Origin of the sequence: Mycolicibacterium psychrotolerans (assembly GCF_010729305.1) — a bacterium.
Lineage (GTDB): Bacteria > Actinomycetota > Actinomycetes > Mycobacteriales > Mycobacteriaceae > Mycobacterium > Mycobacterium psychrotolerans.
In genome coordinates, this window is the sequence record NZ_AP022574.1 from 5,371,967 (window position 1) to 5,396,287 (window position 24,321).

A 24,321-nucleotide genomic window follows, 5' to 3' on the forward strand; every position below is an offset into this window, starting at 1 on the left:
CGAGGAGTTGCGGCGCGGCGACCTGACCGAGCTGGCGGTGTGGGTGGGGCACTACGTCAATCAGCCCGTCGGCCGCCGCATCGTCCGCATGCTCGTCATCGATTCCAAGTCCTACACCGTCGACATCGAGAGCCGGCTAGCGTTCTGGTCCCTGCGTCGGGACGTCATCGAGACGGTCCTCGACCGCGCCGCACGCCGCGGCGAACTGCGTCCCGGCGTCCGGCCCACGATCGCACTGCAACTGCTGACCTCGCCGCTGCACACGTTCGCGTTGTTCAGCAACGACGACGTCGACCCCGGCTACTGCCGCGCGATCGCCGATCTGGTGACACACGCGGTCAGCACCGAGGCCTGATCAGCCGAGCAGCCAGTCGTTCGGGGCGAACAGCTCGCAGTGCACCCGCTGCGCGTCGACGCCCTTGGCCACCAGTTGCTTTCTGACCGCCTGCACGAAGTTGTTGTTGCCGCACAGGTAGACCTGCGCGTCGTCGGCGATGGTGACGGCGTCGAGGTTCAGCAGGCCGGGGTGGGCTCCGGCGGTGCCCGCGGTCAGCCCGTCCTCGTACCAGACGTCGAATGCGGCGCGGGGCAACGCGGCGATCAGTTCGTGCTGACGCTCGCGCAGCGGGTGTGCCTGATCGCTGCGGTCGGCGTGCAGGACGTGCACGGGTGTGTCGGGCGCCGCCGCGGCGAGGTGGGCGAGGATGCCCACCATCGGGGTGACCCCGATGCCTGCGGAGATGAGCACGAGCGGTTGACGGCCGGTCGGGGCGGGCAGGTCGCCGAACGGCACGGTCACGTCGAGCAGATCACCGACGCAGACGTTGGCCGCGATCCAGCTGGACACTTCGCCGGCAGGCTGCCCGTCGACGGCGGCGACGGGCTTCACCGCGAAGGTGAGCTCCCCATCGCCCGCAGCGTCCACCAGGCTGTACTGCCGCAGCTGCCGCGCCCCGTCGGGCATCGTCACACCGACCGAGACGTATTGTCCCGGAAGGAAATCGGTGAACAGCTCGGCTGCACAGCGGACCGTGATGAGCACCGCGCCGGACGGATCGTCGACCCGGGAGACCACCCGCGCCCGACGGAACACGTCACCGTCGGCCACGCCGGCATTGCGGTAGAGATCGTGCTCGAGGTCGATCAGCGTCTCGGCCATGATCCAGAATACGCGGTCCCAGGCCTCGGCGACATCGGGGGTGACGGTGTCGGCCCCGAGCACGGCGACGATCGCCGCGAACAGGTTGTCGTGCACGATCGGATACTGGTCGGCCGTGACACCGAGCGACGCGTGCTTGTGCCCGATGCGGGACAGCAGATCCACCGGGTGCGGCAGATCGGGGTCGACGAGATGGGTGGCGAAGGTGGCGATGGACGCGGCGAGCGCGCGCTGCTGCGCACCCTGAGCCTGGTTTCCGCGGTTGAACAGATTGCGCAGCAACTCCGGGTGCGCGGCGAACATCCGGCGGTAGAACTCCGTGGTGATCTCGTCGATGTGGGCGCCGATCAGCGGGAGCGTCGCGGACACGATCTGCGCGTGCGCGGGTTCCAGTGCGACCGGAGCGGCGGTGAGGGTCATCGGAGATTCCTTTCGGTGATCGTCTGCGGGGAGCCCAGCAGCACAGTCATATTCGGCGACCGCGCCAGGTCGGCGACGGTGTAGCGATCCAGTTCGGCGTAGAACGCCTCCTTGGCTTCGGCGAGGGCGCGCCGCAGCCGGCAGGCGGGTACCAGCGGGCACGGGTTGTCGCCGCCGCACTCGATGACCTCGCGGTCACCTTCGAGGCTGCGGACGAGCCGGCCGATCGAGGCGACGCGGCCCTGCTCGGTCAGCTCCAGTCCGCCGACGCGGCCGCGCCGCGCCGACACCATGCCGAGGTCGGCCAGCCGGGACACCGCCTTGGCGATGTGGTGCTCGGAGGCGTTGGCGCTCGCCGCGATCGACCGGGTGGTCACGCGCCGCCCGTCAGCCTCGCCGGCCGCGAGCAGCATCATGGCCCGAAGTCCGAGATCGGTGAACCGGGTGAGCTGCATGCCGCTGACGCTAGTTAAATGCGCACCAGGAATGCGACTTTTCCGCTGTGGGGTCAAACACCCGTTCACGTGCGGTTTTTTGACCTGCCGGTTTCAGCCGCCCCGGATGTCGAGACCGTGCGCCGCGGCGAACGCCAGCGCCTGTTCGATGTCGATCCTGGCGCCGCGCAGCGCGGCCGTCGTCCAGAACGTCGGATCGGCGCGGGCGCCGCGCAGGTCCGCCTTCTCCAACCGCGTGCCCTGCACCCGCGCACCGGTCAGGTCCGCGCGGGCGAGCACCGCCTCCCGCAGGTCGGCGCCGACCAGGCCGGCTTCACGCAACCGGCAGTCGGACAGATCGACCTTGCGCAGGTCCGCCCCGCCCAGCACCGCCAGCGTGAAATCCGCATCCACCACGGTCAGTGGCCGCATGCGGCACTCGACGAACGTCGAGCCGAGAAAGCTGCAGTGACGAAACACGCTGTGCCACAGAGTGGTTCGACGGAACATGCAATTGCGGAACGCCGACCCGATGTGCTCGGACTCCGACATGTCGACCCCGGAGAAGTCGCAGCCGTCGAACACCACACGTTCGGTACGTAGCCGGCTGAGGTCCTCGTCGCGGAAATCGTGGCCGTCGAACTCCCGGTCGGTCAGATCGTCCATCCCGGTCAGCCGGTGGCCGCCAGCCGGCTCAGCGCGTATTCGGTGACGGAGATCAGCGCGGCCTTGGCCGACTCGCGGCTGCGGGCATCGACGGTGATCAGCGGCACGTGCTCGGGCAGCGCCAGCGCGGTCCGCACCGCCTGCAGCGAATGCCGTGGGGCGCCGTCGAACTCGTTGACCGCGACCAGAAACGGCAGGTTACGGGCTTCGAAGAAGTCGACCGCGGCGAAGCTGTCGGCCAGCCGGTGGACGTCGACGAGGATGATGGCACCGATCGCGCCGCGCACCAGGTCGTCCCACATGAACCAGAACCGGCGCTGCCCCGGCGTTCCGAACAGGTAGAGCACCAGGTCGTCGGCCAGGCTGATGCGGCCGAAGTCCATCGCGACGGTCGTCGTCGACTTGTCCGGGGTGGCGGCGAGCTCGTCGAGTCCCTCCGAGGCGTCGGTGACCAGCGCCTCGGTGCGCAGCGGCACGATCTCCGACACCGCGCCGACGAACGTCGTCTTGCCGGCGCCGAAGCCGCCGGAGACGACGATCTTGGTCGAGGCGGTCCTAGAGTGCCTTGAGGCCACGCAGTGTCCTTCCGATCAGCTCGCGTCGTTCGTCGGCCGTCGTCGCGTCGGCCAGGGTGTCGTGCACCGTCACGTAACCCTGCATCACCAGGTCCCCGACCAGCACGCGCGCCACGCCGAGCGGCAGACCCAGATGCGCGGCGATCTCGGCGACCGAGGGCCGTCGCGCAGACAGCGCCACGATCTGGGCCCGCACGTCGGTGCCCGGCCAGTCGGGGGGCTGCGGCGCCGTCGCCGCTCCGACCGGCGCCTCCCACGGCAATTCGACGCGCGAGTCCGTCCGGCCCGCCGTCAGGGTGTACGGGCGGACCAGACGCGGAGCCGGGTCTGCGCCGTCGGTCACAGCATGCTGCGCCGCGCCGATGCGACCACCGCGCCCACCCGTTCCACCAGGATCGCCATCTCGTAGCCGATCTGGCCGATGTCGGCGGTCCGCGCCGCCAGCGTCGCGAGGTTCGAGCCGTCGCCGACCCTCATCAGCAGCAGGTAGCCGTTCTCCATCTCGACGACCGACTGCAGCACATAGCCGCCGTCGAACAGTTGCGCGGCGCCGGTCGACAGGCTTGCGAGCCCCGACGCGACGGCGGCCAGCTGATCGGCCCGCTCTCCCGGCATGTGCTCGCTCGCGGCCACCAGCAGGCCGTCGGCCGACACCAGGATCGCGTGCGACACCCCCGGCGTCTCCCGGGCGAACCGCGCCACCAGCCAGTCGAGTGACTCACTCATCAGGGGCCCCCCGCTCCTGTTGCGCCCGCAGGCGTCCGGCCTGCACCCCGCCGAAGTGGTTGACGATCCCCGCGCGCACGGCGTCGGGATCCCGGGCGGCATGTGCACCAGAACCGTTGCCGGCATCATCGGGCGCGCCGGGCACCAGCCGAGCGCCCGGCCGGCGCACCGGCAGACCCTCGACCGTGTGGTCGAGCACCGGTGCGTTCTCCGCGGCGGCTGCCGCCGACCATCCGTGATCCCACACCGACTCCCAGTTCAGATCGGTGCTCTGGGACAGCTCGTGCGGGTCGACCAGCCATTCCGAAAGCATCTTCTGATAGATCGCGTCGTCGTCGGTGCTGTCCTCTTTCGCGTGCCGGGCGTGGCGGGACTCTGCGTTGGTCGCGGCCTGACGCGGCGCGAAGAACGCGGCGACGTCGGAACGTGCAGACTCGGGACGCGGTTCGGGCGGTGCCGGCGCGGGCTCGGCGATGCCGCTGGCCCCTGGCCTGCGCTGGGGCAGCAGACCTGCCGGAGCCGGCTCGGGTGCCGATTCGATCACCGGCGCGGCGACGACCACGGGTTCCACCGGCACCGACACCGGCGCCGGCCCGGCCGATGGCGGCGGGGCCGCGGCGACCAGCAGCTCGGCCGGGACGTAGACGCCGGCCGTGGTCCCAGCGCCGCGCTGACCCGACACCGTGCTGCGCAGCCGGACCACCAACCCGTGCTGAGCGGCGAGCCGGCCCACCACGAACAACCCCATGTGTCGCGCGGTGTACGGATTGACCTCACCGCCGGACTGCAGTCGCGTGTTGGCGACCCGCAGATCGGATTCGGTCATGCCCAGGCCGGTATCGGCGATCTCCAGCACGAGGCCCCCGTTGCCGGTGTGCACGGCCGACACCCGAACCTGCGTCGCCGGCGGCGAATAGCGCAGCGCGTTGTCGAACAGTTCGGCCAGCAGATGCATCAGATCGCCGGCGGCGGCACCGGTGACCGCGCTGTCGGGCAGGTGATCAGCGGTGATCCTGGTGTAGTCCTCCACCTCGGACGCCGCGGCGTTGACCAGCGCCACGACGGGCACCGGCTCGGCCAAGTCGCGCGGGATGCGCGCCCCGGCGAGCACCATCAGGTTGGCGCCGTTGCGCCGCATCCGCGCCGCCAGGTGGTCGAGGCGGAACAGGCTGTCGAGCCGGTCGGGGTCCTGCTCGTTGCTCTCCAGCCGGTCGATCAGCGCGAGCTGCTGGTCGACCAGGGACCGGTTGCGCCGCGACAGCGTCTCGAACATGTCGGTGACCTGCATCTGCAGCCGGGCCTGCTCGCCGGCGAGCAGGACGGCCTGCTCGTGCAGTTCGTCGACGGCGTGGGCCACCTGGCCGATCTCCTCGGAGGTGTGCACGCCGATCGGCTGCACGGGCGGGGTCTTGCCGTCGGCGCGGACCTGCTCGACCTCACGGGCCAGGTCCTCGTGGGCCACCTTCAGCGCGCTGGTGCGCAGCGTGCGCAGCGGCCGGATCAGCGAGCGCGCCACCACGGCAACGATCAGCAGCGCGACCACGATGGCGGCCCCGACCAGCACGGCGTCCCGCAGCGCGGCGGTGCGGGCGGCGGCGGCCTGGTCCTCGACGGTCGCCGGGATGGTCCGGGAGGTCTCGGCGATCACGCCGTCGGCGATGCCGCGGGTGATCAGTTGCGACGACAGCAGGTCCGGGTTGCCGACGAGCGCCACGCCGGGATCGGACAGCAGCGACATGCGCTTGACCATCTCCGAACGCAGCGATGCTGCCGGGTCGGACGAGCCGCCGAGGTAGGCGCCCATCGCCGACACGGTCGACGGTTCCGTACCGGCGAGCGTGATCATCGAGGACCGCAGTTCGGGTTCGGGCAGTTCGCCGCCGCGGTCGACGAGCATCTGCTGCATCGTCATCTGGCCGCGGGCGCCCACCGCGCGCGCGAGCGCCTCCCCCGCCGAGCGCACCGTGTCGTCGTCGCCGGAGACCAGGCCGGTGATCGCGGTCTCTGCGGTGATCGGCAGCGGCGCGTAGGTCATCACCCGGGTGCGCAGATCGATCGCGTTGCCGCCGCCGGTGGTCTTGTCGACCAGATCCTTGCCGTAATCGAGCAGTGTGTTGGTGGCCAGCCGCACGGCGTCGTCGACCTCGGTGCCGTCCAGTCGGCTGCGAAGCGCCGAGCTGCGGTCGCCGAACGCTGTCAGCGCCGCCGGGACGTCACCCCCGTCGGTGGCCGACGCCAGCACGCCCTCCAGCGCCGCCATGTAGTCGGCGACCGCGGGAACCATGTCGGCGCGGGTGGCCGCGACACGCAGGTCCCGGGCGGCGGTCGCCGACGCGGAGATGCGCAGGCCACCGAAGGCGCACGCCAGCAGCAGCGGTACCAGCACGATGGCCAGGACCTTCGCGCGGACCGGCCAGTTGGACAGCGCCAACCGCGGCGGCCGCTTGATCGGGGATCGAGCGTCGTTCATAAAGCTTCCTGCTGGGGGCACCCTCGTCGGCGGGCGTGAAGCGCCTGGCAATTCGATGAGTATGCCAGCCCGGTCACCGTGTTTCCACAGTTCGACATCCGAACGTGATTTCAGCAAAGGCCCCGCGCAGAACACCCTTGCGGGCGTTGCCGTTTCGTTTCAGACCCGTTGCGTGTCACCCATCCATATGGGCCTTTGAACAGGCACAATTGGGGAAGACGAACTGGAGGAGTGCGATGATCCACAACGGCGTGGAGATGGCTCTGCTGGCCGATGCCTCGGAAATCGGCGATTCACCCCTGATGCGAGCGATGAGCAGTGAGATGGTCGACGTCGACACTCTCGCCGGGCTCATCTCGATCGCGACCTACGAGACCTGTCTCGACTGACGCCGATCGGCGGGCGTCCCCGGTCGCTAGAGTCCCTTGCCGGTCAACCAGGTCTCGATTCGTTCAGCGACAGCGGACCAACCGGGCTCGAGCATCATGGCGTGCCCCATATCGGGAAACGCGTCCGAATCGGCCCGGTAAGCCGCGGCGACTGAGGACGCGTCCCCGTCCACTCGCGATGTATCGGCGCGCGCACTGAGAACGAGCATCGGCGCTGTCACACGGCGAGGATCGGGAAGAGGTTTCACCGTGCCTCTCGTGGCGCGTGTGCTCTCGGGCGTCAAACGGTTCACGCACGACCTCACCACGGACTCAGGTGTGCCAGAACTGAACAAGAACTCACGGGCCAGTTGAGGACTGTCGAACAGGTCGACAGTGTTACCGAAGGTCGTGCTGCGCACCATGAGCCACGGGTGGCGAAGAGCCGCTCGCAGAGCCCAACGTCGCAGTCCCTGAGGCGTCCCGGGCGCCAGCAGGACGGCGGCGGGGGCACTGCGACTCTCCAGATACTTCAGCACGACCCAGCAGCCCATCGAGTGACCGATGAGCACCGGTGGTGAGCGCAGCTGGGCGGCGACAATGCTGACATCTTCCGCGTAATCGACCAGGGAGCAGGATCCGAGCGGCTGAGAGAGACTGCTGGCGCCGTGGCCGCGAAGACTCAGTGCAACGGCGTGGTGGCCCTTCTCGGCGAAGAAATCCAGAAAGTGGTCATCCCAGATCCATGCCGCGGAGCACGCCCCGTGAACAAAGAGCAGCGGCGTCGGATGCGCGGCGGTAGTCGAGCCCTTCTCGATCACGTCAAGCAACAGGCGGCCCCCTCGATCGACCGGCGTCTGCGGAGATTTTTGCAGACGCCCTGTGCTCAGTTCGGCTTTCTCGCAGGGTTCGTGGTAGGTGAGGTTTCGACAGCTCTCTTCTCGACCTCGACAGACGTACTGTCCCGAGGACAACGAGGGCCGGAAGGGAACCGCGTCTTGTTCAGAGTCATGTTCTACTCCCCGCGCATCGCGCCGAACACCGGCAACGCGATCCGCATGGTGGCAGGCACCGGGTGCGAACTGCACCTGGTCGAACCGCTGGGCTTCGACCTGTCCGAACCCAAGCTGCGCCGCGCGGGGCTGGACTATCACGACCTGGCGTCGGTCACCGTGCATCCCGATCTGACCTCGGCGTGGGCCGCGGTGATGCCGGCTCGAGTCTTCGCGTTCACCGCCCACGCGAGCGCGTCGTTCGCCGAGATCGCCTACCAGCCCGGGGACGTGCTGCTGTTCGGGCCGGAGCCGACGGGCCTCGACGAGGCGACGCTGGCGGATCCGCACCTCACCGCGCGGGTGCGGATCCCGATGCTGCACGGGCGGCGCTCACTGAACCTGTCGAACGCGGCCGCGGTGGCCGTCTACGAGGCGTGGCGCCAGCACGGTTTCGCCGGCGCCGTGTGAGTCACCACGTATCCCAGTGCGTGACCTGCTCGGCGGGCAGCCGCTTGGCCTTCTTGAAGTCGGTGCCCTTGGTGTAGGCGATCGGGAACAGCCCGGCCTGGCTGTAGGAGTCGAACGGGATGCCCAGCAATTCGGCGGCCCGGCGCTCGCCGTCGCCGAGCAGATGCAGTGACGTCCACGCCGACCCGAGCCCGCGCGAACGCAACGCGAGCATGAAGCTCCACACCGCGGGCATCAGCGATCCCCAGAATCCCGCGCTGGCGCCCGACACCGCGTCCTGCGGCTTGCCCTCCAGACACGGGATCAACATGACCGGCACCTTCTCCAGGTGGTCGTTGAGGTAGCGCGCGGAGTCCTCCACCCGGGGCCGCTGCTCGTCGCGGATGTCACCCACCTGAGGCTTGGCCTTGTTCAGGTACGGCGTCGCGTTGGTCCGGTAGATCTCCGCCAGCGCCAGCTTCTTGTCGGGGTCGGTGACGAACACCCACTGCCACCCCTGGCTGTTCGACCCCGTGGGCGCCTGCAGCGCGATGTCGAGACATTCCATCAGGACCTCACGCGGAACCGGCCTGTCGAAGTCGAGCCGCTTGCGCACCGAACGGGTGGTCGTCAGAACGTCGTCGGCGGAGAGGTTGAGGGTCATTGTGCCGAGACTACATTCGGTGCCGCCACTGCCGAGATTGCATCCCTTGCGGGCATTTCGCGAATATCGCCGCGTGGAATGCAGTTTCGGCGGAAAGGGCGACTAGCGGAAGTCGCGGGACTTCGAGGTCACCCGCAGGCTCAGCGGCCCCATCCGGTCGGCGACCACGGTCACCGCGCCGGTGGCGTTCTGCACGATGCCGCGGATCAGCAGCGCAGAGGCGGTCTGCGCCAGCCTGCGGTGCCGCGCCCACACCGCCGGCATGCACAGCACATTGACCATCCCGGTCTCGTCCTCGAGGTTGACGAACGTGACCCCCTGCGCGGTGGCCGGCCGCTGCCGGTGCGTCACCGCCCCCGCGACCAGCACCCGGGTGCCGTCGGGCACCGACAGCAGCCGATCGGCCGGCACCACCCCCATCGCGTCGAGGTCCTTCCGCAGGAACTGGGTCGGGTAGCGGTCGGGCGACACCCCGGTGGCCCACACGTCGGCGGCGGTCAGCTCCAGCTCGGTCATCCCCGGCAACGACGGGACGTGCGAGGACGACCCGACCCCGGGCAGCCGGTCGGGCCGCTCGGCGGCCGCGGCCCCCGCCGCCCACAGCCCCTCGCGCCGGGTGATCCCGAAACATCCCAGCGCTCCGGCGGTGGCCAGCGCCTCGGTCTGTGGCACCGACAGCTGCACCCTCCCGGTCAGATCCAGCAGAGACGCGAACGGGCCGTGGGCCTTCCGCTCCTCGACCAGCCGCTCGGCCAGCTCGTCGCCGATGTGCCGGACACTGCCGAGGCCGAGCCGCACCTCTGAGCCCGCGTTCTCCAGCGTGGCGTGCGCGAGGCTGGCATTGACATCCGGACCGTGCACGGTGACGCCGTGCCGACGCGCATCGGCCACCAGCGACTGCGGCGAGTAGAACCCCATCGGCTGCGCACGCAACAGCGCCGCGCAGAACGCCGCGGGGTGATGCAGCTTGAACCACGACGAGTAGAACACCAGCGAGGCGAAGCTCAGCGAATGACTCTCGGGGAAACCGAAATTGGCGAACGCCTCCAGTTTCTCGTAGATCCGCTGGGCCACCTCCCCGGTGATGCCGTGCATCTCGGCCATCCCGTCGAAGAACCGGCTGCGCAGCCGGCGCATCTTCTCGGTCGAGCGTTTGGAGCCCATCGCGCGGCGCAACTGGTCGGCCTCGGCCGCCGAGAACCCGGCGCAGTCCACCGCCAGCTGCATGAGCTGCTCCTGGAACAGCGGCACCCCCAGCGTCTTTCTCAGCGCGGACTCCATCGACGGATGGTCGTAGGTGACCGGCTCCTCCCCGTTGCGGCGCTTGATGTACGGATGCACCGACCCGCCCTGGATCGGCCCCGGCCGAATCAACGCCACCTCCACCACCAGGTCGTAGAACACCCGCGGTTTGAGCCGGGGCAGGGTGGCCATCTGCGCGCGCGACTCCACCTGGAACACCCCGACGGAGTCGGCCCGCTGCAGCATCTCGTACACCGCGGCCTCGGACAGGTCCAGCGTGGCCAGATCCACCTCGAGGCCCTTGTGTTCGGCGACCAGGTCGATGCAGTAGTGCAGCGCCGAGAGCATGCCGAGCCCCAGCATGTCGAACTTCACCAATCCGATTGCCGCACAGTCGTCTTTGTCCCACTGCAGGACGCTGCGATTCTCCATGCGGGCCCATTCGACCGGGCACACGTCGGCGATCGGGCGGTCGCAGATCACCATGCCCCCGGAGTGGATGCCCATGTGGCGCGGCAGGTTGGAGATCTGCGTGGCCAGCTCGATGACCTGTTCGGGGATGCCTTCCACATGGGTGTCGTCGGCCAGGTTCCCCCACTGGCTGAGCTGTTTGCTCCACGCGTCCTGCTGGCCCTGCGAGAAGCCGAGTGCGCGCGCCATGTCGCGGACCGCGCTGCGGCCGCGGTAGGTGATCACGTTGGCCACCTGGGCGGCGTATTCGCGGCCGTAACGGTGGTAGACGTATTGGATCGCCTTCTCGCGCAGGTCCGATTCGATGTCGATGTCGATGTCGGGTGGCCCGTCGCGGGCCGGGGACAGAAACCGTTCGAAGAGCAGGTCGTTGGCCACCGGGTCGACGTTGGTGACCTTCAGCGCGTAGCAGACCGCCGAGTTGGCCGCCGACCCGCGGCCCTGGGACAGGATGTCGTTCTCCCGGCAGAACCGCGTGATGTCGTGCACCACCAGGAAATAACCAGGGAAGTTCAGCGCCTCGATGACCCGCATCTCGTGCTCGATCTGGGCGTACGCGCGGGGCGCCCGTTCCGGAGGGCCGTACCGCTCCCGGGCGCCCTGCATCACCAGGTGCCGCAGCCAGCTGTTCTCGGTGTGGCCGGCCGGCACGTCGAAGGGCGGCAGCTGTGGCGCGATGAGTGCGAGGCCGAACGCGCACTGCTCCCCGAGTTCGGCGGCGGCGCTCACCACCTCGGGGGCCCCCGCAAAAAGCCTCGCCATTTCCTCCCCCGAGCGCAGATGCGAACCACCCAGTGGCGCAAGATAACCAGCGGCCTCGTCCATCGAGTTCCTGGCCCGGATCGCGCCCATCGCCATGGCGAGCCTGCCGCGGGCCGGCTCGGCGAAATGCGCCGCGGTGGTGGCCACGACGCCCAGACCGAACCGCGGCGCGAGCGCGGCCAGTGCGGCATTGCGTTCGTCGTCGCGCGGATGACCGTGATGGGTGAGCTCGACGGTGACGCGCTCCCGGCCGAACCGGTCGACCAGGTCGGCGAGCGCGGCCTCCGCCGCCGCCGGACCGCCGGACGACAGCGCCTGCCGGACATGACCTTTGCGACAGCCGGTGAGGATCTGCCACTGGCCTTCCGCGGCCTCGGTCAGTGCGTCGTAGTCGTAGCGCAGCACGCCTTTCTCCCCACCGGCAAGATGCGCGGCGGCCAGTTGCCGCGACAGCCGCCGGTACCCCTCCGGCCCCCGCGCGAGCACCAGCAGGTGCGGGCCGGGCGGGTCGGGGTCGTCGGTGCGACTGCCTCCGCCCAGCGACAGCTCCGCGCCGAAGACCGTGGCGATGTCGAGTTCCCTGGCCGCCTCGGCGAACCGGACCACCCCGTAGAGGCCGTCGTGGTCGGTCAGCGCGAGGGCACGCAGGCCGAGCCGTGCCGCCTCCTCCACGAGCTCCTCGGGCGTGCTGGCCCCGTCGAGGAAGCTGTAGGCGGAGTGGGTGTGCAGTTCGGCGTACGGCGTCGACGACCCGGTACCGGTCGGCGCGTCCGGCGGTTGATATCGCCCCCGCTTGCGCGACCAGGCGGGACTGTCGCCACCATCACCGATCTGGCCGTCGATCGGCCAGCCGGCACGGCGCGGCTTGCTGTTGAGGACGCGCTCCATCTCGCCCCAGCCCGGCGGACCGTTGTGCCAACCCACCGGGCCAGTGTATCGAACATGCGTTCGAGTGTCAGGCGCTCTTTCCGGTATCGGGCCGGGGATCGTCGCCGTTGCCGTCGGAGTCCTCGTCGAGCGTCGGCCGAAGCACGTAGCGGACCTGGTTTCCACCCGCCATCCGGGCCTGCTCGATGGCCTGGGTGGCGATCGCGATCAGCTTGTCGAGCACCTCGTCGGGCGGCTCGGCGGCCAGCGGCGGCAATGGCGTGCACACCACCCCGATGCTGGCCGTGAGCCGCTGCGGGGTCGCGGCGATCGCGCCGCGGATCCGCTCGACCAGCGGCGAGGCGTCGGCGGTGGTGAACGTGTCGGCGATCAGGAAGTCGTCGTCGGAGACGTGCGCGACGATCGCGTTGTGCCGGACGGTCTCCCGCAGCGCCTGCCCCACCGTCACCCGGGCCCGGTTGCCCCCGCTCGGTCCGGACAACCCGAGCAGCAGCGAGAAACTGTCGATGTTCACCGCGACGACCACGAGGTACTTGTCGGCGCTGCGGCTCCTCGAGGCGAGCAGCGTCGCCACCGACTGATAGAACGCGTCCCGGTGCAGCAGGCCGGTGAGCTGTTCGATGTCGCCGTGGTGGGTGTCGGGCTGGATCAGCAAGATCATCGCCCGGCACGCGAACGCGACGAAGACGTTGAGAAGGACGATCATGCCGGCCGCGCAGATCGCCAACGCGAGATCCGTCGCCGCCAGCCGGACGATCAGCACGCCGAGGGCGAGCACGGCGATCGTCCAGGTGAGTGCCAGCAACCGCTGGGCGTGGAAGCACACCACGAACGCGGTCAGCACGGCATAGCTGGCGGCACCGGTCAGCCCGACGATCGGGTTGGCCTGGGTCAGCGCCGACACCGCGATGGCGATCGACCCGACGAGCACGCACAGCAGCGACTGCACCCGCGTCGGCCAGTGATCCCGCAGCCACAGCACCGCCAGCCCGAGGCAGGCCACCGCGATCACCACCGCAGCGGCCCTCCCCACCGTGCCCCGGGGACCCGTGGGACTCGCCAGCAGCCCCACCGGGATCAACCCGAGTGCCGCGATACACACCGCAACCAGCCGGCAGGTCGCCGTCTGCATCCCGCGCGCAGCCAGCACAGCAGTAAACCAGTAGTACTGATCGGAGCGCCACAGTGCAGCGCCGATCGCGGCGGCGGAGGAACTCCGCAAACCGTCAAACATCGGCCCACCCCCGCCGGACGCATCCGCGGTCCAGATCAAAACCCCCGCCCACAGGCGAAGGCTACCAGTCCAGCAAACCGCTTTTCAGTGCAAACAGCGTCTTCGCGGCGATCTAGATCATTCAGCGAATTCAGCGGTGCCGTCCTCGAGCACCAGGCGGGCATCCGAGCCGTCCGCGCCCGCCGCCTCGGTGCGGAACACCGCGCTACCGGAACCCAGCCGCCAGATCGAGGTCGTCAGCTCCTCGCCGGGAAACACCGGGGAGGTGAAGCGGGCCGAGATCGCGGTGATCCTGGTGGCGTCCCCGCCGCCCAGGGCCGCCACCAACGCCCGCCCGGCAACGCCGTACGTGCACAACCCGTGCAGGATCGGCTTCGGGAACCCGGCCAGCGCAGCGAACCACGGGTCGCTGTGCAGCGGGTTGCGGTCACCGGACAGCCGGTAGATCAGCGCCTGGTCCTCCCCGGTGGGCAGGCTGACCATCGCATCGGGGGCCCGTTCGGGGATCTGCGGGGCGACCGGCCGCTGGCCCGGTTGACCGCCGAACCCGCCTTCGCCGCGGATCACCAGGGTGGTGAGCGTCTCGGCCACCGCGGTTCCGGTGTCCGGATCGCTTCCGGTCGCCTTGAGCACGACGATCGCGTTCTTGCCCTCGCCCTTGTCCTGGATGTCGGCGACCTCGCTCACGACGCTCAGCGCGCCGGCGGCCGGCAGCGGCGCGAACAGCCGGATGCTCTGCGAGCCGTGCAGCAGCCGGCTGAAGTCGAACGATCCGATGCTCCCCGCCGCGGCGAAGGGTGAGCAGGCGATGACGGCGTAGGTGGGCAGCACCTGCTGGGCGATGTCATGGCTGTTCTCGGTGGTGAACGCGAGGTCGGCGGTGCCCGCGCCGACGCCGAGCGCGTAGAGCAGCGTGTCACGGTCCTTCCAGCGGAAGGTCTGCGGCGGGGTGGTGACGCCAACGGCGTTCGGATCGATCGGCATGTGTCTCTCTTATGCCATGCCGCCGCCGGTTGGCAAGCCTCAGCGTCACGGCAGCGGCGCGACGGCGAACCTGGTGGTTTTGGTGGCAAGGAGGTAGTAGAGGCCGAAGCCGATCCCGCACCCGATGAACCAGCTGTACTGCGCGGCCGTGTGCATGCCGGCCACGGATCCGCCGAGCAGGACGGGGATCATCGCCACCACCGCGGCCACGATCGTGGTGACGACCGCGGCAGGGTTGTAACCCTTGGTGTACCAGTAGGTTCCGTTCTCGTCGAGGGTGAACATGTCGTCGACGATCACCTTCTGCCGGTGCACCAGGTAGTAGTGGGCGATGAGCACGCCGAACAGCGGTCCGATGAACGCGCCGAGCGTCTCCAGCGTGTAGTGGATGACCTCCGGATTGTTGTACAGATTCCACGGGGTGATCAGCACCGAGCCGACGGCGGCGATCATGCCGCCCGCACGCCAGCTGATCCGCTGAGGGCTGACGTTGGAGAAGTCGAAGGCGGGTGAGATGAAGTTGGCGACGATGTTGATGCCGATGGTCGCGATGGTGAAGGTCAAGGCGCCCAACACGATCGCGAACGTGGAGTCGATCCGCGCGACGGTCGCGACCGGATCGGTGATCAACTCTCCGAACACCGGCAGCGTCAGCGACGCCGTGACGACCACCAGCAGCGAGAACACCAGGAAGTTCACCGGCAGGCCGAGGAGGTTCCCCCGCTTCACCGCGTCGAAGGACTTGCCGTAGCGCGAGAAGTCGCCGAAGTTCAACATCGGCCCGGAGAAGTAGGACACCACCAGAGCGATGGCGCCGAGCATGACCGGAATGGAGTCCAGCCCGGTATAGGTGACGTCGCCGAGGTTCAGATCGATCGCGCCCCAGCCCGCCTTGTAGATCAGGTAGCCGCACAGCAGGAACATCACGACATAGACTGCGGGACCGCAGAAGTCGATGAACCGGCGGATCGCCTCCATGCCCCGCCAGAAGACGCACGCCTGCAGCACCCACAGCAGGATGAAGCTGCCCCAGCCCAGCAGCGGCAATCCGAGGAAGCCGTGCGTGTCCACATCCGCGTAGGGGGCCAGGCCCGGAAAGAGCTTGAGCAGCACCACATCCAGGGCAGCCGAGGCCAGGTAGGTCTGGATGCCGTACCAGGCCACGGCGATCAGCCCGCGGATGATGGCCGGGATGTTGGCCCCGAGCACACCGAACACGCTGCGGCAGATCACCGGATAGGGCACGCCGGTGGCCTGACTGGGCTTGGCCACCAGGTTGCAGAAGAAGTAGACGATCACGATCCCGATCAGGAGCGCGACGAGCACCTGCCAGCTGGCGAGCCCGAGCGCGAACAGACTGCCGGCTGTCACGTAGCCGCCGACGCTGTGCACGTCGGACATCCAGAACGCGAATATGTTGTAGGAGGACCAGGTCTGCTTTCCCAGCGGCGCCAGGTCCTCGTTGGTCAGCCTCGGGTCGTAGCCGGGTTTGATGACACCGCCCCCGACCGGGTGACCGGACGCTTCGACGAGGTCACCGGCACCGACGACAGCGCCGGGCGGGAGTTCCGTGGTGGGCTGCGGGGTATCGATCTCCGTCATGCGCGGACCGTAGCCACGCCATGTTGCAGCGGCGTTTCCGGTGAAACACCTGGTTATTGCGTCGAAGATATATCCGTCGACAACAGGCCGGTGTCCGTCGGCAGCGTCGCGATCACGGCGTTGAGCCGCTGCGAGTGCAAGCCCGAAGCGGTCAGCAGTCCCTCGACGTCGCCGACGAGGAACGCAGCCACCATCTCGCAGTGGTCGGCGTGCAATGCGGCGCGGTGCGCGGGCCCAACGTGCACCATCGACTGCACCGGTTCGGTGACATTCCATGCCGACTCGAGCATGTGCAGGAGGCGGTGCATCCGCGACGGACGCGCCAGCGCCAGGTGGAACGTGCGGCTGCGCCGGTGGTAAGCCACCGGGTCGTCGTCGCGAACCGCCTGCTGCAGAACGTCGTTCGCGGCGACGATGGCGGCACGGTCCTCGTCGGTGGCGTTGGCGATCGCCACGGCCAGCGACGCGGACTCCAACGTCTCCCGCACGATGTACATCTCGCGCAAGTCCTGGGGCGTCAACTGCGCGACGGCGTACCCGGCGTTGCTGCGATGCGACACCAGCCCCTCCCCGATCAGCGTCTTGAGGGACTCGCGTACCGGGATCTGGCTGACGCCGAAGAGTTCTGCCACCTCGGCCAGCGGGATGAGGGTTCCCGGCGGCACGGCCCCGTCGAGGATCACCCGCCGCAACTCGTCGAGGATCGCCTGCTGTGGCCGACCGGGCTGGTCGACGACCAGCCTGTCCACCAGGGCGGAGCGTCGACGAGACGGCATGGCGACACGGTAGGCGGGGATTGTTTCCCCAGTGCTACCGCGGCAGGACAGGCGGGTGTTGACCTTTTCCCACCGACAGGTGAGCATGTCCCGCATGCGCTATGTCGTTACCGGCGGTACCGGTTTCTTGGGCCGTCATCTCGTCACCCGCCTGCTGGCCCGCCCGGGCACCGAGGCGGTGCACGTGCTGGTGCGCCGCGGATCCCTCGGCCGCTTCGAGCGGCTGGCCCACTGCTGGGACGGGCGGGTGACGCCGCTGGTCGGTGACCTGACCGCACCCGACCTCGGGCTGACCGACGACGACGTCGCGACGCTGGGGGCCGTCGACCACGTCCTGCACTGCGCTGCGATCTACGACATCACCGCGCCCGAGGAGCAGCAGCGGGAAGCCAACGTCGACGGCACGCGGGCGGTCATCGCGTTGTCCCGCCGCCTCGACGCGACGCTGCACCACGTGTCGTCGATCGCGGTCGCGGGCAGCTTCCGCGGCGAGTTCACCGAGGACGATGTCGACGTCGGGCAGGAGCTGCCCACGCCGTATCACCGGACGAAGTTCGAGGCCGAGTTGCTGGTGCGCGCAGCCCCCGGGCTGCGGTTCCGCGTCTACCGGCCCGCGGTCGTCGTCGGCGATTCGCGCACCGGTGAGATGGACAAGATCGACGGGCCCTATTACTTCTTCCCGATCCTGTCCTCGCTCGCAGCGTTGCCCCGATTCACGCCGATGCTGCTGCCCGCCACCGGACGCACCAACATCGTGCCGGTGGACTACGTGGTGGACGCCGTCGCCGCCCTCATGCACCTCGACGGCCGCGACGGCCAGACGTTCCATCTGACCGCGCCGTCGACGATCGGTCTGCGGGGTATCTACCGCGGCGTCGCCTCCGAGGCCGGCCTGCCCGCGCTGGTCGGATCGCTGCCCCGCGCGACCGCGGCACCGCTGCTCGGCGTGACCGGACGCGCGAAGGTGTTGCGCAACATGGCCGCCACCCAACTGGGTATCCCGGGAGAGGTCCTCGATGTCGTCGAACTCGCACCGACCTTCACCCGGGACCGCACCGACGAGGCGCTGCGGGGCACCGGAATCGTCGTGCCGGAGTTCGCGAGCTATGCGCCACGACTGTGGCGCTACTGGGCCGAGCACCTCGATCCCGAACGGGCGCGGCGCGAGGATCCGGCGGGGCCCCTGGTCGGCAAGCACGTCATCATCACCGGGGCGTCGAGCGGGATCGGGCGCGCCTCGGCGATCGCCGTGGCCGCACGCGGGGCGACCGTCTTCGCGTTGGCGCGCAACGGCGACGCCCTCGACGAACTGATCGCCGAGATCCGCGCGGCCGGCGGCGACGCGCACGCCTTCACGTGCGACGTCACCGACTCGGCCGCAGTGGAACACACCGTCAAGGACATCCTCGGCCGCTTCGGACACGTCGACTACCTGGTCAACAACGCCGGCCGGTCGATCCGGCGGTCGGTGATCGCCTCGACCGATCGGCTGCACGACTACGAGCGCGTGATGGCGGTCAACTACTTCGGGCCCGTGCGCCTGGTGCTGGCCCTGCTTCCGCATTGGCGCGAGCGGCGATACGGCCACGTGGTCAATGTCTCCAGCGCCGGCGTGCAGGCCGCCAGCCCGAAATACAGCGCCTACGTCGCCAGCAAGGCCGCTCTTGATGCCTTCTCCGAAGTCGTTGGCACCGAGACTCTTTCGGACCACATCACGTTCACCACCATCCACATGCCGCTGGTCGCGACGCCGATGATCGCGCCGTCACGTAGGCTCAACCCGATGCCTCCGATCTCCGCCGAACACGCGGCCGCGATGGTGGTCCGCGGCCTGATCGACAAGCCGCCGCGCATCGACACCCCGGTCGGCACGCTGTCGGATCTCGGCACGTACTTCACCCCGCGGCTGTCGCGACGGATTCTGCACCAGCTGTACCTCGGCTATCCCGACTCGGCGGCTGCGCGCGGAGTGACGGAGAGCCGGCCCGCGGTGGCGCGGCGGCCGCGGCGGCCCGCCCGACCGGTGCCCTCGGTGCGGGTACCCCGTCAGGTCAAGCGGGCGGTGCGGTTGGTGCCCGGCGTGCACTGGTGAGCGCCGAACGCCAGCCGGTGTTCATCGACACCGACACCGGCGTCGACGACGCAATGGCCCTGGTGTACCTGTTCGGCAGCCCGGAGGCCGAGGTGGTCGGCATCGCCTCGACCGCCGGAAACGTCGGCGTCCACCAGGTCTGCGAGAACAATCTCGGCCTGCTCGAGCTGTGCGGAATCACCGGTGTTCCGGTGTCGAGGGGATCGGAGTCGCCGCTGACGGCGCCGCTGCGTACCGCGGAGGACACCCACGGACCGCAGGGCCTCGGCTATGCCCGGCTCCCGGCCACCTCGGCCAGGCTCACCGATCACGACGCCGCGCAGGCCTGGGTGCGGGCGGCACACGCGTACCCCGGCACGCTGATCGGGATCGCCACCGGGCCGCTGACCAACCTGGCGCTCGCCCTACGCGCCGAGCCCGCACTGCCCCGGCTGATCCGGCGGCTGGTGATCATGGGCGGGGCGTTCGACTACCGGGGCAACACCACTCCGGTCGCGGAGTGGAACACCAGCGTCGATCCGGAGTCGGCGGCCGAGGTGTTCGCCGGGTGGACGGGCGGGCCGAATCCGCCGATCGTGTTGGGCCTCAACCTCACCGAGAACATCGCGATGACCCCGCAGTTGCTGAGCAGGCTCGCCGATGCCGCGGGGGCACCGTCTCCCCCGATGTCGGCACAGGACGAACGCGGCAAGGCCTCGCGCGCGGGCAGCGCGCTGATCCGGGTGCTCGAGGACGCGATGCGGTTCTATTTCGAGTTCCACCACGACCAGGGCGAGGGCTATCTGGCCCACCTGCACGACCCCTTGGCGGCCGCGGTCGCGCTGGACCCCGAACTGGTGGTCTGCCGCGCCGCCCCGGTCGACGTCGAGCTGACCGGCACGTTGACGCGCGGGATGACGATCGCCGACTGGAGCGGGCATTGGGGACGGGAACCCAACGCGCTCATCGGTGTCGACGTCGATCCCGCGGCGTTCTTCGACCGGTTCATCGACCGGGTCGGCGCGTTCGCGCAGACGCTCAGTCGTCGGTGACGTTCAGCGTGACGTCGATGTTGCCGCGGGTGGCGTTGGAGTACGGGCACACCTGATGGGCCTTCTCGGTCACCTTCCGGGCCGTCTCCGCATCGACGTTGGGCAGGGTGACCTCCAGCTCGACCGCCAGGCCGAAGCCGCCGTTGTCGAGTTGGCCGAGCGAAACACGTGCTCCGACAGACGAATCGGTGACATCGACCTTGTCCTGCCTGCCGACCAGTCGCAGCGCGGAGTGGAAGCAGGCGGCGTAGCCGACGGCGAAGAGCTGCTCGGGGTTGGTGCCGTTGCCGCTGCCGCCCATCTCCTTGGGGATGGCCAGGTCGAAGTCGAGCCGGCCGTCGGAGGACCGGCCGTGGCCGTCGCGGCCCTCGCCGGTGGCCAGGGCCTCTGCGGTGTAGAGCGTCTTCATGCGTGTTCCTTTCGGTGGGTGTGAACAAGGGTCTGCGTGAGCGTGTGAATCGCCTCACGAAGCTCTGCGGCTTGGGTGGTGGTCAATCCCGTTGCGGGGAAAAGCTTCTCGGGGATGCACTCGGCCTTGGCGGCTTTCCGGCGGCCCGTCGCGGTGAGGGTCACCTCGACCTGGCGCTCGTCGTCGGCACTGCGCTCCCGGCGTACGATGCCGCCGGCCTCCATCCGCTTGAGCAACGGCGACAGGGTGCCCGAATCCAACTGCAGGCGCTCGCCGAGATGACCGACCGACACCCGGCCTTCCTCGCGCAGCACCAGCAGGACGAGGTATTGGGGGTAGGTCAGCCCGAGATCAGCGAGCAGGGGCCGGTACGCCGCTGTCATCGCCCGCGACGCGGAGTACAGCGCGAAGCACAGGTGGTCGTCGAGGGCGAGCATGGCCATGCCGCAGACTGTAGGACACAATTGAATTGTGCACAATCAATTGTGTCGTCACTCATACCTGCCTTCGACGTACCACCGCCGCTGGCGGTAACACAGCAACAGTGCCTCCCCCTGGTCCCGGTCACCGCCGATCAGCACCTGGGCCCGCGCCGTCCGGCCACTCGGAGAAGCCGCGGTGTCCCACCAGCGTTCGTCGACGGGCCACGGCCCGGTCCACCAGGACAGCCGGCCTGACCGCCCCGGCGCGTCCAGCCGGGCGGGGGTGGCGGAGAACAGTCCGCGAGCGGTGACCCGCACCGGATTGCCCTCGCCGTCGAGCAGTTCGACCGGGTCGTCGAGGAGCACCGTCGGCGACGGCTCGGGCAGCTGCCCGGGCCAGGGCGCCGCGGGATCCGCCCGGGGCACGAGCTCATCGCCGAGCGGGGTCAGCGTGATGCGCTCGGCCGGGCCCCGCCCCCCGCTGAGGACCGGAACCTTCACCGCATCGGGACCGAGCAGTCCCTGCACCCGCACCAGCGCCCGCCGCGCGCGCAGCCTGTCCTCCTCACCGATCCCTCCCCACAGCGGCAGCTGCAGCGCCTCGGCCGACACCACCTCCACCGGACGCAGCCGCAGCACGGTGATCGGCGCTCCGGGCCGCTCGTCTTCGCGACGGCGGTTCAGCCAGCCGTCGAGTTGCCAGCGCACCCGGTCGGCGGTGGCATCCTCGGTCAGCGGTTCGGCGCAGCGCCAGACCCGTTCGAGCTCGGCGCCGGTGGCGGTCACCGCGTGGATGGCCAGCCGGGTGCATCCCACCCCCGCGGCCTCGAGGGTGCGGTGCAGCCGGCCCGCGAGCGACCGCCCCGCGAAGGCGGCCGCATCCACCCGGTCGATGGGGGGATCGCAGTCCAGCACCGCATCGAGTTCCTGCTCGGGGTCGCGGCCCGACGGTCCGCGGCCGGGTTCTCCCCGCGCCAGGCGGTGCGCGACCACCGCATCGACCCCGAAGCGGGAAGCCACATCGCTGCGGGACAGCTCGGCGAACTGCCCGACCGTCCGGATACCCATGCGCCACAACAGGTCGACCAGGTCCGCCCGACTCCCGGAGGCCAGGCTGGGCTCGGTGGCCAACTGCCGGATGGAGAGCCCCGACAGGAATTCCGCATCCCCACCCGGGTCGATGATCCGGCCCGCCCTGGCGGCGAAGACCGCCGTAAGCAGCTGATCGGCGATGCCGACCTGACATTCGGCGCCCACCGCGGCCACCGCGTCGACCAGCCGTTCGGCGGTGGCCTGTTCGGAGCCGAAGTACCGCGCCGCCCCCCGGACCGTCAGCGCCAGCAGCCCCGGCCGGAGCACCTCCGCCCGGGGCACCAGGTCGTCGACGGCCGCCGTGACGTGTTCGAAATGCCGAGCGTCGCGGGCCGGATCGGCGGCGACGACGTGCAGTTCCGGGCAGCGGGCCTGCGACTCCCGCCGCCGCAGCCCGCGCCGCACCCCCGTCGCCCGCGCGGCCGCCGAACACGCCACCACCCGGTTGGCCAGGGTGACCGCGACCGGGACCGTCGGCGGCAGACCGGCCGCCGCCGCGGCGGCCACGGCCGGCCAGTCCATGCACCAGAGCGCCAGCACCCTGGACGCGGACATCTAGCCGTTCACCGCACGGACCGGTCGGGTCGCACGTCCCCGGGTCCGCATCGCCAGCCGCACCCGGCTGATCCGGCCACAGCCCGGCGTGGGCGCCCCGCCGCCTGCACCGGCGATGTCGTAGCCGCTGACCTTCGCCTCCAGCCGGGCCGACGCCCCCTGCCAGTTCCCGTCCGTGACGAGCAGCGTGCACCCGCGCTGACGGGCCCGGGCCACCACCGCCCGGGCCCGGGAGGGCGGGACCGACCGGCCGCCCAGACCGAGGACCACCAGATCCATCCCGTCCATCAGGACCGCGGCCACCTCGACGGGGTCGGCGCCCGGCTCCGGAATCACCGCGATCCGGCTGAGGTCCGCCCCCATCTCCACCGCCGCGAGCAGCCCGACGTCCGGCTGGCCGATGATCGCGACATGGCCGCCCTCGGCCGTCACGGCGGCCACGATGCTCAACTCCAGCGACCGCGCCCCCGACAGAATCGCCACGGTTCCCCGAGGCAAGGACAACGAATCGGGCATCGGCAGCAAAGAATCCGGGGGCGAAAACGGCACCGGCCCCGCGGCCGCCACGGGCGCCGGACGACGGCCGGCGCCCACTTTCCCGGACACCGCCGCCATCTGTCGGCGAAGCTGTTCCAGCTGCTCAGCACGGGTGACCGAGGCGCGATCCAACGTCTTCACCCCCGTCACAGCAGCACCTTGCACATCATCGGCCTCACCCTATGTTCGAATATGTGTTCGATATCGCCAGTAAACACCGGGCCACCGACATCGTCAACCGGCGCAACCGTGACACTGCCGAATAGTGTCATTGACAAATGTCATCATTGGGCGTTGTATCCGATCCGTGCTCAACGCAGAGACGGCAGCCGCGCTGCCGCAGCGCGGTTCCTGGCGATCCCGCGGCGCGGCCGCGCTGGCCGGCCTGACGCTGCGCCAACTCAGCCTCGTGATCCCGCCCGGTCAGCCGTGGGGGCTGTGGACCTCCCGACAGATCGTCGCCCGCCTGATGGACACCTTCGGGCCGTCCCTGGCCGGGACCCGGGTCGAACGGGTCGATGTCCGCACACCCGACGGACACCGCGTGGTGGGCGAATGGGTGTGGGGCGCGGGCGTTCCCCGCGACACCACCCGCGCGATCTACTTCGTGCACGGCAGCGGTTACGTCCTGTGCTCGACCCGCACCCACCGGCGGCTGGTCTCCTGGCTGTCCCGGCTGACCGGCGTCGGCGTCTTCAGCATCGACTACCGCCTTGCGCCGCGGCACCGGTTCCCCACTGCCGCAGAGGATGTCCGTCACGGCTGGGACTGGTTGACCGGAAACTGCGGCATCGCGCCCGAACGTATCGTGCTGGCCGGCGACTCCGCGGGCGGCCACCTCGGCGTCGATCTGCTGTTGCAGCCCGACGTCTGCCATCCCGCAGGCGTGGTGCTGATATCGCCGCTGGTGGACCTGACGTTCACCCTGGCCCGATCGCGGGAACGCACCCGCCCCGACCCCACCATGCGGTCGCACCACGCCATCCGGCTGGTCGATTTGTATTGCACCGGAACCGAATCCGCTCATCCGCGGCTGACCCTCGACGTCGCGGGCGGCCGACCGCTTCCGCCGACGCTGATCCAGGCCGGCGAAGCCGAGATGCTCGCCGCCGACGCGATCGCGCTCGCCGAGGACCTGCGCGCCGCAGGCGGCCGCGCCCATCTGCAGATCTGGCCCGACCAGGTCCACGTCTTCCAGGCGTTGCCGCGGCTGATCCCCGAAGCGGTGCCCGCGATGCGCGTCGTCGCCTCGTTCGTCACCGACGTCCTGGCCGACGACGCCGTCGAACAGGCCGGCTGA

Annotated in this window: 24 protein-coding genes; 6 read left to right on the forward strand and 18 right to left on the reverse strand. The window is 69.7% G+C overall.

The annotated features are described in order from the left end of the window. Positions 1-7 precede the first annotated feature (7 nt). Complete coding sequence (locus G6N45_RS25825; protein ID WP_163726626.1) at positions 8-355, forward strand: TetR-like C-terminal domain-containing protein; 348 nt, start codon at positions 8-10, stop codon at positions 353-355. On the opposite strand, the gene G6N45_RS25830 is transcribed toward G6N45_RS25825, so the two are convergent. The 7 genes from G6N45_RS25830 to G6N45_RS25860 all read right to left on the reverse strand — a co-directional run bounded on the left by G6N45_RS25830 (position 356) and on the right by G6N45_RS25860 (position 6,450). After that, complete coding sequence (locus G6N45_RS25830; protein WP_163726629.1) at positions 356-1,579, reverse strand: globin domain-containing protein; 1,224 nt, start codon at positions 1,577-1,579, stop codon at positions 356-358. Beyond that, complete coding sequence (locus G6N45_RS25835; protein ID WP_163726632.1) at positions 1,576-2,034, reverse strand: RrF2 family transcriptional regulator; 459 nt, start codon at positions 2,032-2,034, stop codon at positions 1,576-1,578. The genes G6N45_RS25830 and G6N45_RS25835 overlap by 4 nt, the downstream gene beginning before the upstream one ends. A 93-nt stretch (positions 2,035-2,127) precedes the next feature. Beyond that, positions 2,128-2,679 (reverse strand): pentapeptide repeat-containing protein, encoded by a 552-nt coding sequence (locus G6N45_RS25840; protein WP_163726635.1) that lies wholly within the window; start codon positions 2,677-2,679, stop codon positions 2,128-2,130. Between the two features lie 5 nt (positions 2,680-2,684). Next, entirely contained in the window at positions 2,685-3,254 is a 570-nt protein-coding gene (locus G6N45_RS25845; protein ID WP_163726638.1) for a GTP-binding protein, read from the reverse strand. Next, positions 3,235-3,597 (reverse strand): DUF742 domain-containing protein, encoded by a 363-nt coding sequence (locus G6N45_RS25850; RefSeq protein WP_163726641.1) that lies wholly within the window; start codon positions 3,595-3,597, stop codon positions 3,235-3,237. Before G6N45_RS25850 ends, G6N45_RS25845 begins: the two co-directional genes overlap by 20 nt. Further along, positions 3,594-3,980, reverse strand: coding sequence for a serine protease inhibitor (locus G6N45_RS25855; RefSeq protein ID WP_057151002.1), 387 nt, complete (start codon positions 3,978-3,980; stop codon positions 3,594-3,596). The genes G6N45_RS25850 and G6N45_RS25855 overlap by 4 nt, the downstream gene beginning before the upstream one ends. Further along, complete coding sequence (locus G6N45_RS25860; RefSeq protein WP_163726644.1) at positions 3,973-6,450, reverse strand: sensor histidine kinase; 2,478 nt, start codon at positions 6,448-6,450, stop codon at positions 3,973-3,975. The genes G6N45_RS25855 and G6N45_RS25860 overlap by 8 nt, the downstream gene beginning before the upstream one ends. Positions 6,451-6,686: 236 nt before the next feature. Between G6N45_RS25860 and G6N45_RS27770 the strand changes: the two genes are divergently transcribed. Continuing rightward, positions 6,687-6,839 carry a hypothetical protein gene (locus tag G6N45_RS27770; RefSeq protein WP_165762021.1) on the forward strand — a complete coding sequence of 51 codons (153 nt, stop codon included), beginning with the start codon at positions 6,687-6,689 and terminating at the stop codon, positions 6,837-6,839. Between the two features lie 26 nt (positions 6,840-6,865). On the opposite strand, the gene G6N45_RS25865 is transcribed toward G6N45_RS27770, so the two are convergent. After that, complete coding sequence (locus G6N45_RS25865) at positions 6,866-7,639, reverse strand: alpha/beta hydrolase (protein ID WP_246229203.1); 774 nt, start codon at positions 7,637-7,639, stop codon at positions 6,866-6,868. 177 nt (positions 7,640-7,816) lie between these two features. On the opposite strand from G6N45_RS25865, the gene G6N45_RS25870 reads away from it, so the two are divergent. Continuing rightward, on the forward strand, positions 7,817-8,281 hold the full coding sequence (locus G6N45_RS25870; RefSeq protein WP_163726650.1) for a tRNA (cytidine(34)-2'-O)-methyltransferase: 465 nt from the start codon (positions 7,817-7,819) through the stop codon (positions 8,279-8,281). Between the two features lies 1 nt (position 8,282). On the opposite strand, the gene G6N45_RS25875 is transcribed toward G6N45_RS25870, so the two are convergent. The 6 genes from G6N45_RS25875 to G6N45_RS25900 all read right to left on the reverse strand — a co-directional run bounded on the left by G6N45_RS25875 (position 8,283) and on the right by G6N45_RS25900 (position 16,883). Beyond that, positions 8,283-8,924, reverse strand: a complete 642-nt coding sequence (locus G6N45_RS25875; protein WP_163726653.1) for a nitroreductase family protein — start codon at positions 8,922-8,924, stop codon at positions 8,283-8,285. A 102-nt stretch (positions 8,925-9,026) separates the two neighbouring features. Further along, positions 9,027-12,323, reverse strand: a complete 3,297-nt coding sequence (locus tag G6N45_RS25880; protein WP_163726655.1) for an error-prone DNA polymerase — start codon at positions 12,321-12,323, stop codon at positions 9,027-9,029. 31 nt (positions 12,324-12,354) lie between these two features. Next, positions 12,355-13,521, reverse strand: a complete 1,167-nt coding sequence (locus G6N45_RS25885) for a diguanylate cyclase domain-containing protein (protein ID WP_163726669.1) — start codon at positions 13,519-13,521, stop codon at positions 12,355-12,357. A 117-nt stretch (positions 13,522-13,638) separates the two neighbouring features. Continuing rightward, positions 13,639-14,505: a MaoC/PaaZ C-terminal domain-containing protein gene (locus G6N45_RS25890; protein ID WP_163726672.1), complete on the reverse strand. Its 867-nt coding sequence runs from the start codon at positions 14,503-14,505 to the stop codon at positions 13,639-13,641. A gap of 45 nt (positions 14,506-14,550) precedes the next feature. Beyond that, complete coding sequence (locus G6N45_RS25895) at positions 14,551-16,107, reverse strand: NCS1 family nucleobase:cation symporter-1 (protein WP_163726675.1); 1,557 nt, start codon at positions 16,105-16,107, stop codon at positions 14,551-14,553. 53 nt (positions 16,108-16,160) lie between these two features. Next, positions 16,161-16,883: a GntR family transcriptional regulator gene (locus tag G6N45_RS25900; RefSeq protein WP_163726678.1), complete on the reverse strand. Its 723-nt coding sequence runs from the start codon at positions 16,881-16,883 to the stop codon at positions 16,161-16,163. 94 nt (positions 16,884-16,977) lie between these two features. Here G6N45_RS25900 and G6N45_RS25905 point away from each other — a divergent pair, with 94 nt between their 5' ends. Further along, complete coding sequence (locus tag G6N45_RS25905) at positions 16,978-18,975, forward strand: SDR family oxidoreductase (protein WP_179965243.1); 1,998 nt, start codon at positions 16,978-16,980, stop codon at positions 18,973-18,975. After that, on the forward strand, positions 18,972-20,006 hold the full coding sequence (locus G6N45_RS25910; RefSeq protein WP_163726681.1) for a nucleoside hydrolase: 1,035 nt from the start codon (positions 18,972-18,974) through the stop codon (positions 20,004-20,006). Before G6N45_RS25905 ends, G6N45_RS25910 begins: the two co-directional genes overlap by 4 nt. On the opposite strand, the gene G6N45_RS25915 is transcribed toward G6N45_RS25910, so the two are convergent. From G6N45_RS25915 to G6N45_RS25930, 4 genes are read right to left on the reverse strand one after another with little or no spacing between them, the layout of a single operon-like run. After that, positions 19,993-20,415: an organic hydroperoxide resistance protein gene (locus G6N45_RS25915; RefSeq protein WP_163726684.1), complete on the reverse strand. Its 423-nt coding sequence runs from the start codon at positions 20,413-20,415 to the stop codon at positions 19,993-19,995. The two genes, G6N45_RS25910 and G6N45_RS25915, sit on opposite strands and share 14 nt — an antisense overlap. Then, the gene (locus tag G6N45_RS25920; protein WP_163726687.1) at positions 20,412-20,858 is read right to left on the reverse strand and encodes a MarR family winged helix-turn-helix transcriptional regulator; all 447 of its coding nucleotides are present in this window, start codon (positions 20,856-20,858) and stop codon (positions 20,412-20,414) included. The genes G6N45_RS25915 and G6N45_RS25920 overlap by 4 nt, the downstream gene beginning before the upstream one ends. Before the next feature lie 48 nt (positions 20,859-20,906). After that, positions 20,907-22,484 carry a DNA polymerase Y family protein gene (locus G6N45_RS25925; RefSeq protein WP_163726690.1) on the reverse strand — a complete coding sequence of 526 codons (1,578 nt, stop codon included), beginning with the start codon at positions 22,482-22,484 and terminating at the stop codon, positions 20,907-20,909. Continuing rightward, positions 22,485-23,171: a DnaE2-dependent mutagenesis accessory factor ImuA' gene (locus G6N45_RS25930; RefSeq protein WP_163726693.1), complete on the reverse strand. Its 687-nt coding sequence runs from the start codon at positions 23,169-23,171 to the stop codon at positions 22,485-22,487. Between the two features lie 157 nt (positions 23,172-23,328). On the opposite strand from G6N45_RS25930, the gene G6N45_RS25935 reads away from it, so the two are divergent. Further along, complete coding sequence (locus tag G6N45_RS25935) at positions 23,329-24,321, forward strand: alpha/beta hydrolase (RefSeq protein WP_163726696.1); 993 nt, start codon at positions 23,329-23,331, stop codon at positions 24,319-24,321.